The sequence below is a fragment of the Paenibacillus tyrphae genome, assembly GCF_027925525.1.
Lineage (GTDB): Bacteria > Bacillota > Bacilli > Paenibacillales > NBRC-103111 > Paenibacillus_G > Paenibacillus_G tyrfis_B.
On sequence record NZ_BSDJ01000026.1, the window covers coordinates 36,068 to 52,933 of the forward strand.

Here is a 16,866-nt window from a genome sequence, read left to right on the forward strand (position 1 = left end):
GTTTTAAACTCTTCGCGTTATGCTGTTAGGGTTAGCTGAACATTAACAGGCGGAGAGGAGTTGTCGAAGACGTTGTTGTCGAAATCATTGAACGGAAGGATACGGGGCCGGCCGGCGGTCATTCTGGCGGCGGCTGGGCTGTTGGTGCTGGCCGGATTGCGCAGCGAACGGCCGGCGATGGCGGCAGAAGGGTATCCGCCCCATCTGCTGCCCAAATACATTGTCACCCAGCTAGACTATACATTGGGGCTTAATCCCGATGGAACGGTGTCCGGTGACGGTCAAGTCCAATCCTTCAAGGTGTGGGGCTGGACGGACGTAGCGTCGCTCGATGCGGGACTGAAGCATGCCGTCGCAGTCACGACGGACGGACGAGTGTATGCGGCGGGGCAAAATGGTGACATCGCTTGCTACTCCAGTGACGACTTGACCCAAAGAGCGACGCAATGGACGCAGATGAAGTCTGTGGCTGCAGGAGATTGCTTTACGGTGGGGCTGAAAAACGACGGAACTGTCGTTGGCCTCGGCAGGATGAACGGCTACGGGCAAATCAGCGATTTGTCGGAATGGTCCGGCATCAAGCAGATTGCCGCCGGCGATATGTTCACGGTCGGTTTGACCAATAGCGGCAAGGTTGTTATGAAGGGCAACACGGCTTATGGGCAGGGGAATGTCGGCGGGTGGACCAATATCGTGCAGATCGCTGCCGGCGATACTTTCATCATGGGGCTTCGAGCCGACGGAACGGTCGTATCGACGGGAGGCCCCGACGTATCCGGATGGAAAGATATCGTATGGATTTCTGGAGGCTCTTCGGTTGCGGCAGGTGTTACGAAGGACGGCAAGGTTGTCACGGCAGGTTATGTGTTCCCCGAAATTCAAGCGGAAATGAATAAGTGGACGGACATCATTCAGGTCTCGATCCGGCGTCAATCTCACGCCGTCGCCGTTCGTAAAAACGGACAGGCGGTGGCTGCCGCCCAAGCGCAAGGCTTCAATTACAAACCGAAATTGAAATGGGCTTTGAAGCAATATGCGCCACAGATGCCTGGCTCAGTCGCTACTCCGTCGTCCCCTCGGAAAAAAGGGCCTGTCTCGCTGCAGTGGACATCCCCGGAGTGGGGGCTCGGCAGCGACCGCTACTATCAGGTGGAGTTTTACGATGGGAGCGCATGGATGCTAATTGGAGATCGGGTCACCGGTACGGAACTCACCTATGATATACCCGCAAGCGTCAATACATCCGACGCCAAGTTTCGGGTGCGGGCAGGAACCGAATATGGCTTGTCGGAGTATGTGACGACGAATCCGATTGTGATCGACAATCAACCGCCGCAAGCGCCGGTGATCACGGTCGGCTCGGAAGCGTGGAGCGAGCAGCCTGTCCAGGTTACGATTGCGGAAAGTCCCGCTGTAAGCGGAGTGGACCGCACGGAATACCGGTTGAACGGCAGCTTGTGGCAGACCTACACGGCGCCGTTCACGATTGAAGCGGACGGAGAGACGAAGGTCGAAGCGAGAACTTGGAACAAGCTGGGGGAAGTCAGCGAAGCAAGCACCAAGACGGTCCGGGTCGATCAGCTTGGACCAGAGCCCCCGGTCGTGACAGCGGACGCTTCCGGCTGGACCCGCGCGGAGCAGGTAACGGTTACCGTGACGGACGGCGCGGATGCGGGAATCGGCGTATTGCGGTCCGAGGTTCGGCTCGTTGCCTCCGATGGCACCGTTATATCGGATTGGGCCCCTTACGTTTCACCCCTGACAATCCGGGAAGAAGGACGCTGGACCGTCCGCGCGCGGACCGTCGATAAGCTGAATCATGTAAGCGAGGAGAGCGCTTCAACCGTATGGATCGACAGGACCAAGCCGAACGCTCCGCTCGTGACCCCGCAAACGTCTGATTGGATTGACGCGCCCAGCGTATCCGTGGCCGTCTATGGCGAGGATGGATTATCAGGCTTGCAGCGTCTGGAGTATAAGCTCAGCGGCGGAGCGACCGCAGACTGGACGGAATATACCGGTGAGCTTCGGATCGAAGCGGAAGGCGAAACCGAGGTCCGGGTGCGCGCCATTGACAAAGCGGGCAACGTAAGCGACGAATCGGCCGCCATCGTCCGAATCGACCGGTCGGCCCCGGAAGCGCCGATGGTTACGGCCAGCGAGTCCGGGTGGACCCGCTGGGACGTCAAGCTTGATTTCGCAGGCACGGACCGCCTAAGCGGACTGCTGAAATATCAAGTTAAGCTGGGGCCGGACAGCCCTTGGCAGGATGTGACCCCCGGCGATTCCGTTACCGTTACTGCCGAAGGCGAAACGACGGTCACGGGGCGTGCGGTGGATCGACTCGGCCACATCGGCGCGGAGGCTGCCGTTCGGGTCCGGATCGATCGTAGTGCGCCTACGGTTCCGTTCGTTACGACCGATGCATCCGGCTGGACGACCGGGAATGTGACGGTGGCTGTTTACGGAAGCAGGGATGCCGTTTCCGGGGCGGTTAAGTATCAGTACAAGCTGGGCCCGGACGGCCCATGGACCGATATTCCGGGAACCGGCTTCAGCGTGAGCGCTGAAGGCGAGACACCCGTCTACGTGAGGGCATCGGACGAAGCGGGTAACGTGAGCGAAGAGGCTTATACTGTCGTTCGTATCGATCGGACGGCTCCGGCCGCCCCGGTCTTGGCGCCAAGCGCGACAAGCTGGACAAACGGTAAGGTTACCTTTACCGTGAGCGGCGGTGCGGATTCGGGCAGCGGGGTTGCTCGCTTGCAGTATCGAATCGGTCCCGGTGGGAGCTGGACCGATTACACGGGCGCCGCGGTGACCGTCGAGGCGGAAGGCGAAACGGCTGTTTTCGCCCGGGCCATGGACCAAGTCGGCTTAATCAGCGAAGAGGCTGGCGCGATCATCCGTATCGATCGGACGCCGCCGAGCGTGCCGATCTTGTCGTTGAGCGAAAACGGCTGGACGAACCGTCCCGTGACGTTGGAGGTTTACGGCAGCATGGATACGGGAAGCGGTCTTGCGAAGTATATGGTGAAGCAAGGCGCAAACGGACCTTGGACGGAATACCCGGGCACCCCGGTGGAAGTAAGCTCGGAGGGGGAGACGCAGGTGTTTGCGCTGGCCGTCGACGCGGCGGGCAACCGGAGCGCCGAAGCGCGCGCGGTAGTCCGGATCGACCGGGGGAAGCCGATCATTACGCTAAGAGGAGATAATCCGATGCTGCTGGAAGTCGGCGCCCCCTACGCGGAGCCGGGCGCTGAGGCTCTGGATGTGCAGGACGGCGATCTGACCCGGCAAATGACGGTTTCGGGCAGCGTCTATTCCGCCAAGCTCGGCACCTACGAGCTCCGGTACCGCGTATCGGACCGGACGGGGAATGCCGCTGAAGCGACGAGGATCGTGCATGTTGTCGATACGACGAAGCCTGTTATTACGATCAGGGGAACGAACCCGGCCATCGTCGCTTTGGGAGACTCCTACACGGATGCGGGCGCGACGGCGATGGACAATTACGACGGCGAATTAACGAATCGGATGAGCGTGACAGGCAGCGTATATACGAAGCAAATGGGAATCTACACGATCCGTTACAGCGTCGGCGACAGCTCCGGCAATGTGGCGGAAGCCGTCCGCACCGTTCATGTCGTGGACAAGGAAAGCCCTTATATCGTGCTGCTGGGCGAAAATCCGCTGGATTGGCAGGCCGGTACGGCCTACGTCGATCCGGGCGCCAAGGCGTTCGATCCGCAGGATGGAGACCTTACGGGCCGGATCGCGGTAACGGGCCATGTCGACGTAGCGCGGCTCGGAAGCTACGTGCTCCAGTATAATGTGACGGATCGGGGCGGAAATCCGGCGCTTCCCGTAACCCGTACGGTGCGGGTGAAGGATACGATCCGGCCGGTCATTACGTTGCGGGGAGAGCCGGAGATGTCCATTAGCTACGGCGCCTCCTTTGTCGATCCGGGCGCTATAGCCATGGATAACTATGACGGAGACATCAGCGGCCGCATTCGGGTAGTCGGGACTATCGATTCCCGCAAGCCCGGAGTTTACGAGCTGGGCTATCAGGTCGAGGATTCGTCCGGCAACCGCGCGCATGGAGTCGTACGCAAGGTCCGGGTACGTCCGGAAGAGGAAGAGAGCGGAGGCTCCGCTCCAAGTTCGCCGACGCCCGCCGCTCCGGCGCCAAGCGTCACGGGACCCGGGCCTGCGGGCCAGCCGGAAGCCGCCAGACCCGGCTTGTTCGAAGTTAACAGCCCGGCGGCTGAGCCGGATCTGTGGCTAACCGTCCGCGGAGAGACATTCGCCGGGGCGCTCGCCCAAGCTCGCGGGACGGACGTGGTGCTGCCAATCGACGCTTCGTACGAAGCGGGGAAACGTTCGATCCGCGTCGATCTGCCGGCGGAATCGGTCGTGGCGGCCGCACAGGCGGCAGGGAAAAGGATCGTACTGCAAGGTGCGGAAGCCGGTTATATTTTACCTCCGGACGCCGTCGATCTGCCGTCGCTCGCCAAGCGTCTCGGGAGCGGCATCAAAGAATTGACGATCTCGGTGACGATGAGGTCGGTCGCAGACCCTGACAGGCTGCAGAGCTTCAAGCGGCAAGCGACGGAAGCCGGCTATCGGCTTGTAGCCCCGGTCATGGATTTCGACGTAAGGGCCCGTGCCAATGGAGCTGCCGCGCCGCTGGACATTTTCTCCACTTACGTTCCGAAGACGATAAAACTTCAGGGAGCGGTAAACCCGGATGAAACAACGGTGGTCCGTCTTCTGCCGGACGGTTCGATCAGCTTCGTTCCGGCGGTATTCTCCGGCGGTCAGGCGACCATATTCAGCCGGACGAACGGCACTTACATGGCGCTCGCCCGGGTGAAAGGGAAGTTCGCGGATATAGCCGGACATTGGGCGGAGAAGGAAATCGACCGCTTGACGGCCAAGCTGATCGTTCAGGGGATGCCGAACGGTTCCTTCAACCCGGATGCGGAAATTACCCGGGCGCAGTTTGCGGCTTTGTTGGCGCGCACGCTCGGGTTGCAGCCGGTACCGCCGCAAGGGCGGTTCAAAGACGTTGCCGGAGCCGATTGGCATGCCGGAACGGTCGAGGTCGCGCTGGAGGCCGGGTTGGTCAGCGGCTTCGACGACGGTACGTTTCGGCCGGATGCGCCGGTAACACGGGAGCAAATGGCCGTGATGATTGCCCGGGCGATGACCCTTTCGGGACTTAAGGCGGATGGATCTGCCGACAAGCCGGAGGAGACGCTGCAGGGCTTCCGGGACCGTGAATATATCTCTCCGTGGGCCCGGGACGGGGTGGTGAGAAACGTGAAGGCGGGGGTTATTACCGGCTTCACCGATACGAGCTATGTGCCGGATCGAAAGGCGAGCAGGGCGGAAGCTGCGGTGATGATCAGCCGCTGGCTTACCCTTGCCCAATGGATCAATTAACGGTAAACAGCAAGCGTAGGATGGAATGGAAGCGACGGAGCCCTGCAGATCTGCGGGCTCCGTTTTCTCGTTGGGAAAATGACTGGACCCGAGACTCGGGCGGGCCGTTTTCGCCTTGCCCAGTAAGCCGGAATAAGGCTTCTCGCATCTCCGGTCGGATACGGGAAAAGCAAAAAAACCGGCATCCACGAGAGCGAACGTCGGTTTCTATAGAAGGAGTTGAATTCTGATGAATTTTGTGTTAGAATGACGGTTAGCAGTTGAAAAAAATGTGATATTCATCACTAATATCCAATATTATACTATCACATCTTCACGGCTTTGTCAAGAATTAATAAAGAGTGGGTTCGGAGAAGAGGGGGCAGCATATGGCGAACGATCAGCACAAGGAAGCGGAGACAGAGCTTACCTTAGATCGGGTGAAACAGCAACTCATCGCGCAAGGCAAAGAGCAAGCTTCGCTCACTTACAAAGAAATTACGGAGAAACTCGCTCCGTTCGATCCCGATCCGGAACAAATCAGCGAGTTCGTCGAGCAGCTTATTGAGCTGGGCATCGAGGTAGGCGGGGAACCGGAAGAGGACCCCGCATTCAGGCCGGATCACGAGGAACACGAGCTGCTTCACGACGACCTGTCGCTCCCGCCGGGGATCAAGATCAATGACCCCGTGCGTATGTACTTAAAGGAAATCGGACGGGTGCCGCTGCTTTCGGGGAATGATGAAATCGAGCTGGCGGAACGGATTCAACGCGGGGACGAAGAAGCGAAGCGCAGACTGGCCGAAGCCAATCTCCGTCTGGTAGTCAGTATCGCCAGACGCTATGTCGGCCGTGGTATGCTGTTTCTTGATTTGATACAGGAAGGCAATATGGGTTTAATCAAAGCGGTGGAAAAGTTCGATCATACCAAAGGCTTCAAATTCAGTACCTATGCCACATGGTGGATTCGTCAGGCGATTACGCGCGCGATTGCCGATCAGGCGAGAACGATCCGGATACCGGTACATATGGTGGAAACGATCAACAAGCTCGTACGCGTATCCAGACAGCTGCTGCAGGAGCTTGGCCGGGAAGCGACCCCGGAGGAAATTGCGAAGGAAATGGATTTGACGCCCGATAAAGTACGGGAAATTATGAAGATCGCGCAGGAGCCCGTGTCGCTCGAAACGCCGATTGGCGAGGAGAACGATTCGAACTTGGGCGACTTTATCGAGGACCAAGAGGCGCTTGCGCCGGCGGACGCGGCGGCTTACGAGCTGCTGAAGGAGCAGCTTGAGGATGTGCTCGACACGCTTACGGAGCGGGAGGAGAATGTGCTGCGTCTTCGTTTCGGTCTTGATGACGGCCGCACGCGAACGCTGGAGGAAGTGGGCAAGGTATTCGGTGTGACCCGGGAGCGCATCCGGCAGATCGAAGCCAAGGCACTGCGCAAGCTCAGACATCCGAGCCGCAGCAAGCGGCTGAAAGATTTTATGGATTGATCTTTATTCGTGTGGCGAATGCAGGAAGTCGTGCTTTTGGAGCACGGCTTTTTTTTGTCAATAAGCTAAGGTTAAAAATTTCTCATTAATTTCTAATAATAGCTTCTTATAGCAAGTGGGGCGCGGGAAAATTAATCACATGGAAAATTATGTACTTTTTAATTGTGTTATGGTGTTCTTGGGGTCCTTACCCAATTCGCCAAACCAAGGAGGAAGTCATGATTAACACGAAGAAAAGCCGGATCGCCAAAGCCTTACTGGGAGTAACGATGAGCCTATCGATTGCCGTCACAGGAAATATGCTTGCAGTGCCGCAATCGGCTCAAGCGGCTACCGTATCTAAAGCATCGGTTGCGGATAAAATCATTGCCACGGGGAAGCGTTATTTAGGAGTCCGTTATCAGTTCGCGGCGCCTGCGGGAAGAACGGATGTATTTGATTGCTCTTCATTTACTCAATATGTATTCAAGCAGAACGGAATCAAGCTTCCACGTTCCTCCAGACAACAAGCTACGGTTGGCACCAAGGTTGCCAAGAACGATCTGCAACCGGGCGATCTGGTATTCTCGGACACGAATCGGGACGGAAAAATCAACCATGTGAGCATTTATATCGGGAACGGCAAGCTGCTTCATACGTATCGGGTCGGCGTCGGCGTTACCATTTCCAACTTTAAAGGCAGCACATGGGATAAGACCTTCGTTACTGCCCGTCGCGTTATCCGATAATACAGGGACGGCTTGCCGGTAGCATGCAAGCGGCTGCCGAATAAGCTTGTACAGGAAAATCCTTGAGCCGATCAAGGATTTTCTTGTTTTTTGGGAGTGATACATAAATGTTAGATATGACATATCAGAAAAGTAACATGCAATATATGTGAGTTATATTGACATTTATATGACGCCGACATATAGTATAACTCAATAACTAACTGGGGAGATAAATAAGATAAAGGAAAGGGTGAAGAAGGTGGAGACGAACGTCTGCATGGAATGGCTGCGCCAGCTTCCGAAGGTCGACCTACACCTGCATCTGGACGGCAGCGTCAAGCCGGAGACGGTTCTTGAGCTAGCCGCGGCGGAGGGAATCCGGCTGCCAGCCGATACGCCGGAAGGCCTGCTTCCTTACATGCAGGTTGATGAGCCTTGCGGCAGCTTGCAGGCGTACCTCGCGAAATTCGAGTTTGTCGGGCGGTTCCTGCATCGGCCCGAAGCACTGGAACGGGTGGCGTTCGAGGTCGTGGAGCAGGCGGCGGCGCACGGGTGTCGCTATATCGAGGTGCGGTTCGGCCCGCAGCTGCATCGTAATCGCGGCATGACGCCGGATGAAGTCATTGCCCGCGTCATCGCCGGGTTGAACCAGGGGGAAGCGCAGTTCGGCGTGAAGGCCAGGGGGATCGCCTGCTGTCTTCGGCATCACGGGCAACTCGATAATATGGAAGTCATCGAAGCCGCATCGCGTTTCCAGGGCAGAGGGATCGTGGGAGTGGATTTGGCCGGCGACGAAGGGGCTTACCCTGCCCGACTTCATCGCGAGCTGTTTGCTTTGGCTCGCCGCAAGGCGCTGCCGGTAACGATTCACGCGGGGGAAGCGGCCGGAGCCGATAGCGTGTACGAAGCGATTGCTCATCTGGGCGCGGCGCGCATCGGGCACGGCGTTCGCATGAAGGAAGACCCTGCCGTTCTGGAGCTTGTCAAGGAACGGCAGATTCCGCTTGAAATGTGTCCGGTCAGCAACATTCAGACGAGGGCCGTCTCCGGATGGGCTGCTTACCCGGTGCGCGAATACTTCGATTACGGAATCCCGGTGACGATCAACACCGACAACCTCACGGTTTCCGGCACGAATCTCACGAAGGAATATCATATCCTGATGGAAAGGTTCGGGTTTACCCCGGCGGAGATCGGCAAGCTTCTGTTGAACGGGCTGGAAGCGAGCTTTATGGATGAGGCGGACAAACGCGAGCTGCGCCGGCACTTTCATCAGGCGTTGGCCGAGCTGAATATTTCCCGATAGGCTGTAGCCCATATGGCGGCGGACTCCCGAGCGGAGACCGCTGCTTTTTTGTGGGTAAGGACAATCCCGTTTGGGTGTTTCATTTCAGCTCCCACGGTGACTTCGATGTGCAATTGTTTGTGTTTGCTTTTATTTATGGTAGACTACTTGCATAGAGAAGTACGGCGGTGCCCGTCATTTCACGGAGAGGGGGGAGCGGGTTGTTCGCTGAGCAAAGGCATCAAGCGATTATTCAAAAAATTAACCGCGAGAAATCGATCAAGGCGTCGGATCTGATGGAACTGTTCGGCGTGTCGTTCGAAACGGTCCGTCGCGACCTGGAGCATTTGGAGAAGGCGGGCTACTTGAAGCGTGTCCACGGCGGCGCGATCCTGAAGGAGTGGGATTATCGCGAAGAGATTCCGATGACGGTCCGGGAAAAGGTCCATTTGGACGGGAAAAACGAGCTGTCCGAAATTGCCGCGCGGTATGTAACGGAGGGACAGTCCATCGCCCTTGACGTAAGCACGACTAATACGCAATTCGTCAAAGCCCTGAAGAAAAAGATCGAACGGTTGACAGTCATTACGAATTCGCTGCCGATCGCAAACGAACTAGTCCATTTGCCGGGATATACGATCATTTTGATCGGGGGCGTGATCCGCAACGAAGAGCAGGGCATGATCGGGGATTTGGCCGAGGAGTTCGCTTCCCGGTTCCATGCCGATTTGTTTTTTATGAGCATGAGCGGCGTCACGTTGACCGAAGGGGTCACGGACTATGGTCTCGGTGAAGTGCAGATGAAGAAAATCATGCTGAGGAACGCCAAACAGACGATTGCCCTGGCCGACAGCAGCAAGTTCGAGGCGGTTTCGCTGATCAAAGTGTGCGGCTGTGCAGAGATCGAACGGTTCGTGACCGATTCGAACATCGATCCGGCTATCGTAGACAAATATAAAAAGCACGGCGTCGAGATCGTCTATCAATAGCTGGAGCCGTCCTGCCGGCTACAAAAGTATGTCTGGAGTCCCGGAGCTTGTCCGGGACTTTTTGTTTTGAATGTGGCAGGTCTTAGTTTGTGGAGAAAATAATAAATCGTTGTATATATGTGTATATGTGTGTTATTATGTTGGAAAAGTTGAATATCTCGGGAGGTGCTTGAAAATTGTACTTTCATTGTTCCTTGTAATCGGATCGGGCATGACGCACGCGGTGTGGAATTTGTTCGCCAAGCAGAGTGAGGACAAAAGCGCGTTTCTATGGGCGATTTTCATGCCTACGACGATCGCACTCATTCCGTACCTTGTTCTTGAGCTTGTCCAGACGGGGATTCCGGCCGAAGCCTACATGTTCATCATCGCATCCTTGCTGGCGCAAAGCGCTTACGCTCTGCTGCTGTCCCGCACCTATAAGCTTGGAGATTTATCGCAGGTATACCCGGTGATGCGGGGAACGTCCACGCTGCTCATTCCCGCGACGGGAGTTCTCTTCTTGGGGGAATCGCTTCCGCTCTGGGGATGGCTCGGGATCGGGTGCATGCTTCTGGGCTTTGCGGTCATGAGCGGGCGGAAGCGGGATACGGAACGCGCACCCACGGTCTGGAAGCCTATCTTGTTCGCACTGTCGGTCGGACTCTGCATTACCTGCTATACGCTGATCGACAAGCAAAATTTGCAGTATTTGTCGCCGTTGTCGCTGCTCGCCGTCTCCAATATCGGATTCGTGCTCGGTCTGACCCCGGCCGCCCTGTCCTCCGGAAGATGGAAGCGGGCGGTTCGCGGGCAGGGGAAGATCGTGCTGCTCGGATCGCTTTTGTCTCCCGGCTCGTATTTGCTGTTTTTACTCGCGATGAGGCACGCTCAAGTGTCCTATATTGCGCCGCTGCGGGAAATCGGCATCGTCTTCGGCACGCTGCTGGGCCTGATCGTGCTCAAAGAACGGCAGGGGGCAAGAAGGCTCGCCGCATCGGTCATCGTCGTCGCAGGGATCGTCATGATCGCCGGTTCCGGGTAACGGATAACCACATTTCGCTTTGAAGGGAAGCGCTGGACATGAAAACGAAAACCGTCTATGAAACGAAGGTCGAGCCGCCACTGCCCGATTATATGAACGCCGAAATGGACCGTGTCGTTAAGCGATGGGACGAGCTGCCGCAGGAAGAAGCGCTCCGGCTGCTCTTCGTCACCGACCTTCATCACTGGAAGGGCGGGAACCAGCTTCGCACCGCCCGGGCTATCCAAGAGCTGACGCGCCGGCTGCCGCTTGACGCGGTCGTCTGCGGCGGCGACCACAGCTTGAACGGGCCGCTAGGCGATTTTATGGAATCGCAGCGAGAAATCATGCGCGAGCTGGCGGCAGCGGCATGCCCGGTGCTGCCGCTCAAGGGCAATCACGACGACAATTCGATTCACGACTTCTACCATCATCCGGAGAGTGCGGGTCACGTGGTCTTTCCGAAGGATAGCTTCGACTTATACGTGCGGGAACGGCAGGACGCCGTTACGCTGGACCCGGAGCATCCGCTGGGCTTGTATTATTCCTACGAGATCCCGGAGAAGCGGGTGAGGATCGTTCTGCTGAACATCATCGACATCCCTTACCGCGTGACGGAACAGGGGAATTTGCAGTATAACGGCCAGTGGAAATACGCCTTCTCGGACAGGCAGCTCAACTGGGTGGCGCATAAAGCGTTTGACTTCAGCGGCAAGTCCGATGCGCGGGACTGGCGCGTCGTTCTGTTCTCGCACGCGTCCGTTTTGCAGGAGGGCGTATTCGGGGGCGATCACGGCATCGAGAACGACGAAGCGATGTGGGGTATTGTGAAAGCGTTCCGGAACGGAACGGCTTACCGTTCGTCACGCGAAGGGGAGTTCGGCTACGATGTGGAAGCCGATTACTCGCAGCAGGGTCCCGGGGGGCTGATTGCCAGCTTTTTCGGCCATGTGCATTTCGATCAAATGCTGCTCCAAGACGGCATTCGCGTCATCTCCACCTTGAATGCGCATACGAATCAGGATTTCGAAGAGGCTCCGGCGCGGACGGAGGGGACGATTACCGAGACGGCGTTCGATCTGATCACGATTCCGTTACGAGGCAGCGAAGGCAAGATGTACTTGACCCGATTCGGCGCGGGAGAGGATCGGGTGGCGGATTATCGGCTGCACGGGCGGTAAAATGAATAAGCCATTCGAATTAGCTTTCTGCGTCTGACCGGGGATAGACTGCCGGGGACTGTTCATATTCCATTCGGAAGACCTACAGTTTTCGACAATAGAACCTATTTTATCCTTCTTCCAAATTTAGTATCGTTTTAGCTGGGTTACGAAACTGGAAGGAGGAACGGTCGTGCAGGAACGCAGAAAATGGATTGACGTAGCCAGGGGGTTAAGCATCATCTTGGTCGTATTGGGGCATTCGGGGAATGAAGTGATCGACGATTATCTCGGTTGGTTCCGTATGCCGTTGTTTTTTCTGGTCAGCGGGCTTCTGTTCAAAAGCGTGATGCCGGACAAGTACATATCATGGACGCTGAAACGTATTCGATCGTTCATGATTCCTTATTTCGCTTACGGGATTTGCATTGCAGTGCTGGTCGCAGCCAAGCTGAGAGATCCGTTATCCGTTCCCCGCGATATTTGGAATCTCATTTACGGGGGAACGGTGTTAGGCGGGTGGTACGGCGTCTTCTGGTTCATCACCTGTTTGCTGCTTGTGCATCTTTTGATGGGTTTTCTTTCCCGATATCCGGTCAAGGTACAAGCGGCAGCGGTGCTTGTGTCCTATACGGCCGCTCATTTCGTCAGCATGACGCCTTTGGCCGAAATGGACATCCCGTGGAATGCGGATGTGGCGCTTATGGCGATAGCGTTCTTTTTTCTGGGCTATACCTTTAAAGCCCAGTTGGCTGCCGGATTGGAGCGGGGGATCTGGTTTATTCCGGCGTTGCTGATTGTGGCAGCTACCATTGTTCTTAATAAAGAACAAATCTTGATTTTCCGAATGGATATGAAGATGAAGGTTTATACCCAGCCGGTGCTGGATCTTATTATTCCACTGGCGTGCGTCCTCGTCGTGCTTCAATTGTGCTACTGGATTTCACGCTGGCCGATGTCTTCCGTTCTGGCATTTTTGGGAACTGTGACCATCACGATCATGTACCTGCACATTCCGGTCAATATCGTGCTACAGTACGGCTTAGGCTTGGAGTACGGCTCGCTTGTCTTCACGCTGGCCGGTGTGCTGCTTCCGTTAGGGGCCGCTTGGCTCATGTCCAAATCGTCCTTGCTGACCATGCTTTTCCTGGGCCAGCAGGGCTTTGGGAGGAAGGAGAAGACTCAAGGCAAGCTGAAGGCGGCAGGTTGAACGAGCAAGGCCAGCCTCTAGGCTGGCCTTTAATCGTTCAAATTACTGGTACGTATCGCCGCCCTCGCCGTTCCAGGTCATCTCTGTGAAAGCGGACGGTGCGACCGTGGTGATCGTGGCGGAGCCTGATGTTTTAAGCCCTCCCACGACGCCGGTCATCGTATAATCCGAATACAGCTTCGTCGAGCCGAAGTTCGTATGAATCATCGCGCCGCCGAGATTCGAAGCGGTCACGGCTTTGAGCTCAAGATTGCTGCCGTACGATACGCCGTCGGAGGCGGTTATTTTGTTGGCGCGGAAAGCTTGGCCGGTCCCGGCGTTGTTTTTCACCGTCGTGCCGATCACCTGCACGTTGTTCGCGCGGATGAACAAGCCGTTGTTTCCTACGGTAGACTCCGGCACGGTATTTTTGAAATCGACCGTGCTTCCGATCACCTTGATGTGGTGCGTGCCTTCCTTGAAGTCGAATCCGTCGTTCTTGGTCAGAATGGCCTTGCAGTTCAGGAACGTAATGTACCCGCTCCGGTCCGCATCCGGCTTCGTCTGCCAGTTCTGATCGGCATCCCCTACGTAGTACCCTTCCCCAAACTTCCCGCTTTGGCCGGTAGATTCTGCCGTGCAATCTTCGAGCAGCCAGTACTGGCTGTTTTTGCGGATTTTGAACGCTTCGCCCAGCGTATTCTTCACCGTCACTTTCGTCAGATAGCCGTGAGAGGCTTCGATCAGAATGCCTTTGTTCGATTTGGAATTCGAGTTAATCGTGATATTTTCCAGTTTGTAATAGTTGTTTTTGATATGAAAAGCCGCATTGCCCGCGGATTCGGTAAAGGTGAAGCTTGCGCCGCTGCCCGTTCCCCGGATCGTAATATACTTACCCGCGCTTCCGTTGACCGACGTCGTAATCGTGCCGTCCGATACGGCATACGTGCCCGATACTTCAAGGATATCTCCCGGCTGGGTACCGGCCAAGTAGCTGCGCAGAGCGGCCACGTCGCCGGGAGGCACGGTTTTGGTCGCAGCCCATGCGATGTGGGCGGGCACTCCGAAAGCGAGAATGGCAAAGCATACGAAAAATGCTAATGCGAGTGCTGCGTATGTTTTGGCGAACATCAGAACACGTCCTTTCGAATGTGCCTCATAGGCTGTAAGGCTTGTCAATGCCCGGCACCGATCGGCCGATTGTACTGCGGACTTTCTAACCGTCACCCCTTTCGCGAACCGTGCTGTCAAAGACGACATGTTGGAAGCGTTTTCGCTAAACGCCGCCGATTTTCTGCTCGAATCCGCCGTTCGGACCGCTTGGAAAAAACAGGTCGTCTTTCCTATAGCTTAACGGATTTGCGTGCCCGCTGAAATGCTGGAAACTCAACTACAATTGACGGATATTGCTTTATTCATCATTTTCGTTCGAATATAAAATATACTATTCCTAATGGAATACTTGTGATATATTGATTTTTAACCAAGTTCGCCAAGAGCTGGAAGGAGGAGGGAGCGCTCGTGAATATTGAGAATCTTGAGGCGTTCGTCTATGTCATTCATTTCAACAGCTTCAACAAAGCGGCCGACGCGTTATTCTTGTCCCAACCGTCCATTACCGCCAGAATCCAGTCGCTGGAGCGCGAATTGGACGTGAAGCTTTTCGATCGGGAGGGCCGACATTTCTCGCTGACGGACAAGGGCAAGCAGTTTTTGCCCTACGCCCAGCAAGTGCTGCAGACCTACAAGAAAGGCAAGCAGCAGCTGCAGCAAATGAACGCCGCGCCTCACGAGCTTCGGATCGGCTGCACCGTATCCGTAGCCAATTATATGATCCCGGAGCTGGTGCCCCTCTTTAAGCGAAAATACCCGGATCTCCAGTTAAAATTAGTGACGGCTTCCAGCGAGTCGATCCTGGAAAGGCTGCTGAACAAGGAAGTGGACGTCGGGCTTGTGCGCAACATTACGCACCCGCATGTGGACTCCGTCCGGTTCTACGAGGACCCGATCCGCCTCTTCGTATACCAGGGGCATCCATTTGTGAGCCAGAACCGCATCGCGCTGGAGGATATCGGGAGTGAGCCGATCGTGTTTTTCGAATGCGGAGCCCTCGATTGGATGAAAATTCACCGGCTGTTCGACACGCTTGACCACCCGCCGAATATCGAACTGCAGCTCGACAACCTGGAAACAGCCAAGAAGCTGGTGCTGAAAGAAATGGGAATCAGCTTCCTGCCGGAGCTGTGCGTGCGCAAAGAAGTGAAGGAAGGGCTGCTGTGGCCGGTCGACATTCCTTCCCTTGCCGGCATCACCCTGCGCACCAATCTCGTTTCGCTCAAAGGGGAAGGGGCGGCTCTCGGCAAAATGGTGCTGGAGCTCAGCCGGGAGATCGATTGGAAACGAAATGTTTAAATCGAATTGTTCGATTTAAGAATAGAAATCCTCTATTACGTACCCCGTTGACGGACTACAGGGGCGGTGATAGACTTTTTTTAATCAAATAAAACCGACAAAACCTATTGGATTATATTTAATTCAATAGCCGGATTACAGGAGGGATGGACGATGGGGCTGAAGCTAAGCATCTTGGATCAAAGTCCGTTTGACGAAGGAAAAACGGCAGTCGACGCGTTCCGGCATACGGTGGCTTTGGCTCGCAAAGCGGAGGAGCTTGGCTACCACCGGTTCTGGGTATCCGAGCATCACGATTCGGCGGCCGTCGCAGGCTCTTCCCCGGAGGTGCTGATCGCGTACTTGCTGGCGCAGACGGAGCGGATTCGCATCGGCTCCGGCGGGGTCATGCTGCAGCACTACAGTCCATACAAGATAGCGGAAAATTTCAACGTGCTCGCCTCGCTTGCCCCGGGACGGGTGGACCTCGGCATCGGCCGGGCGCCGGGAGGACTTCCCCGCTCGACGAAGGCGCTCCAGCAGGAGACAGCCGGGCAAAGCAGACCGCTGGCGGATAAGCTGATCGAGCTGGAGCAGTTTTTGACTGATACGGTTCCCGGCGACCATCCGCTGCAGGGGCTTAAAGCGATACCGATTCCGGCCGAACCTGCGGATTTGTATCTGCTCGGAACGTCGCCGGCCAGTGCGGAGCTTGCGGCAAGCCGGGGCATCCCCTACGTCTTCGCGCAGTTTATTAACGGGGACGAGGCGGTCGTCCGGCAATCGCTGGACACGTACCGGAACCGGTTTGTTCCCCGGAAGTCCGCCCGGCCGGAGGCCATTCTCGCGCTGTCGGTCATTGTGGCGGATACGGACGAGGAAGCGAAACGGCTTGCCGCCGACGCCAAGCTCGTGAAAATTCACCTGGAGAGCGGAAGGACGATCACCGTCAAAACCGTAGAGCATGCGGAAGAATTCGGGCGGCAAAGCGAGGAAAAATACACGATTGAGGTCAAGGATGCCGACGTCGTACACGGCTCCAAGGAAACCGTGCGCGCCAAGCTGCTGGACCTCCAGCGGAAGTACGGCGTGGACGAACTGATTTTGATTCTCGCCTTGAAGGAATTCGAACAGCGGCTTCAGGCGCTGTCGGAGCTTAAGGAAGCATTCGCCGAAATGGTCGTATAAACGTGGAAAACGAGGGAGG

Annotated in this window: 11 protein-coding genes; 10 read left to right on the forward strand and 1 reads right to left on the reverse strand. The window is 56.3% G+C overall.

Features of this window, described 5'->3' with window-relative positions:
- The first annotated feature begins 60 nt into the window (after window positions 1–60).
- From QMG93_RS25335 to QMG93_RS25370, 8 genes are all read left to right on the forward strand, one after another.
- Complete coding sequence (locus tag QMG93_RS25335; RefSeq protein WP_281941456.1) at window positions 61–5,451, forward strand: OmpL47-type beta-barrel domain-containing protein; 5,391 nt, start codon at window positions 61–63, stop codon at window positions 5,449–5,451.
- A gap of 368 nt (window positions 5,452–5,819) precedes the next feature.
- Window positions 5,820–6,932 (forward strand): RNA polymerase sigma factor RpoD, encoded by a 1,113-nt coding sequence (gene rpoD / locus QMG93_RS25340; protein WP_281941458.1) that lies wholly within the window; start codon window positions 5,820–5,822, stop codon window positions 6,930–6,932.
- A gap of 218 nt (window positions 6,933–7,150) precedes the next feature.
- Complete coding sequence (locus tag QMG93_RS25345) at window positions 7,151–7,660, forward strand: C40 family peptidase (protein WP_281941460.1); 510 nt, start codon at window positions 7,151–7,153, stop codon at window positions 7,658–7,660.
- 232 nt (window positions 7,661–7,892) lie between these two features.
- Window positions 7,893–8,948: an adenosine deaminase gene (add, locus tag QMG93_RS25350; protein ID WP_281941462.1), complete on the forward strand. Its 1,056-nt coding sequence runs from the start codon at window positions 7,893–7,895 to the stop codon at window positions 8,946–8,948.
- A 200-nt stretch (window positions 8,949–9,148) separates the two neighbouring features.
- Window positions 9,149–9,916, forward strand: coding sequence for a DeoR/GlpR family DNA-binding transcription regulator (locus QMG93_RS25355; protein ID WP_281941465.1), 768 nt, complete (start codon window positions 9,149–9,151; stop codon window positions 9,914–9,916).
- A 169-nt stretch (window positions 9,917–10,085) separates the two neighbouring features.
- A complete protein-coding gene (locus QMG93_RS25360) occupies window positions 10,086–10,940 on the forward strand; it encodes a DMT family transporter (RefSeq protein WP_281941466.1) in 855 nt (284 codons plus the stop codon).
- 38 nt (window positions 10,941–10,978) lie between these two features.
- Window positions 10,979–12,100 carry a metallophosphoesterase family protein gene (locus QMG93_RS25365; protein WP_281941468.1) on the forward strand — a complete coding sequence of 374 codons (1,122 nt, stop codon included), beginning with the start codon at window positions 10,979–10,981 and terminating at the stop codon, window positions 12,098–12,100.
- A 172-nt stretch (window positions 12,101–12,272) separates the two neighbouring features.
- On the forward strand, window positions 12,273–13,289 hold the full coding sequence (locus tag QMG93_RS25370; RefSeq protein WP_281941470.1) for an acyltransferase family protein: 1,017 nt from the start codon (window positions 12,273–12,275) through the stop codon (window positions 13,287–13,289).
- 42 nt (window positions 13,290–13,331) lie between these two features.
- Here the strand turns inward: QMG93_RS25370 and QMG93_RS25375 are convergent, their stop codons facing one another.
- Window positions 13,332–14,399 (reverse strand): hypothetical protein, encoded by a 1,068-nt coding sequence (locus QMG93_RS25375; protein ID WP_281941472.1) that lies wholly within the window; start codon window positions 14,397–14,399, stop codon window positions 13,332–13,334.
- A 390-nt stretch (window positions 14,400–14,789) separates the two neighbouring features.
- On the opposite strand from QMG93_RS25375, the gene QMG93_RS25380 reads away from it, so the two are divergent.
- Together QMG93_RS25380 and QMG93_RS25385 are read left to right on the forward strand one after the other, a co-directional pair.
- Window positions 14,790–15,680, forward strand: a complete 891-nt coding sequence (locus QMG93_RS25380; protein WP_281941473.1) for a LysR family transcriptional regulator — start codon at window positions 14,790–14,792, stop codon at window positions 15,678–15,680.
- Between the two features lie 153 nt (window positions 15,681–15,833).
- Window positions 15,834–16,847: an LLM class flavin-dependent oxidoreductase gene (locus QMG93_RS25385; RefSeq protein ID WP_281941475.1), complete on the forward strand. Its 1,014-nt coding sequence runs from the start codon at window positions 15,834–15,836 to the stop codon at window positions 16,845–16,847.
- Window positions 16,848–16,866 lie beyond the last annotated feature (19 nt).

Coding starts and splice junctions, on each gene's coding strand:
- rpoD (WP_281941458.1), top strand. CDS start 5,820: ATGGCGAACGATCAGCACAAGGAAGCGGAGACAGAGCTTACCTTAGAT.
- QMG93_RS25345 (WP_281941460.1), top strand. CDS start 7,151: ATGATTAACACGAAGAAAAGCCGGATCGCCAAAGCCTTACTGGGAGTA.
- QMG93_RS25365 (WP_281941468.1), top strand. CDS start 10,979: ATGAAAACGAAAACCGTCTATGAAACGAAGGTCGAGCCGCCACTGCCC.
- QMG93_RS25375 (WP_281941472.1), bottom strand. CDS start 14,399: ATGTTCGCCAAAACATACGCAGCACTCGCATTAGCATTTTTCGTATGC.
- QMG93_RS25385 (WP_281941475.1), top strand. CDS start 15,834: ATGGGGCTGAAGCTAAGCATCTTGGATCAAAGTCCGTTTGACGAAGGA.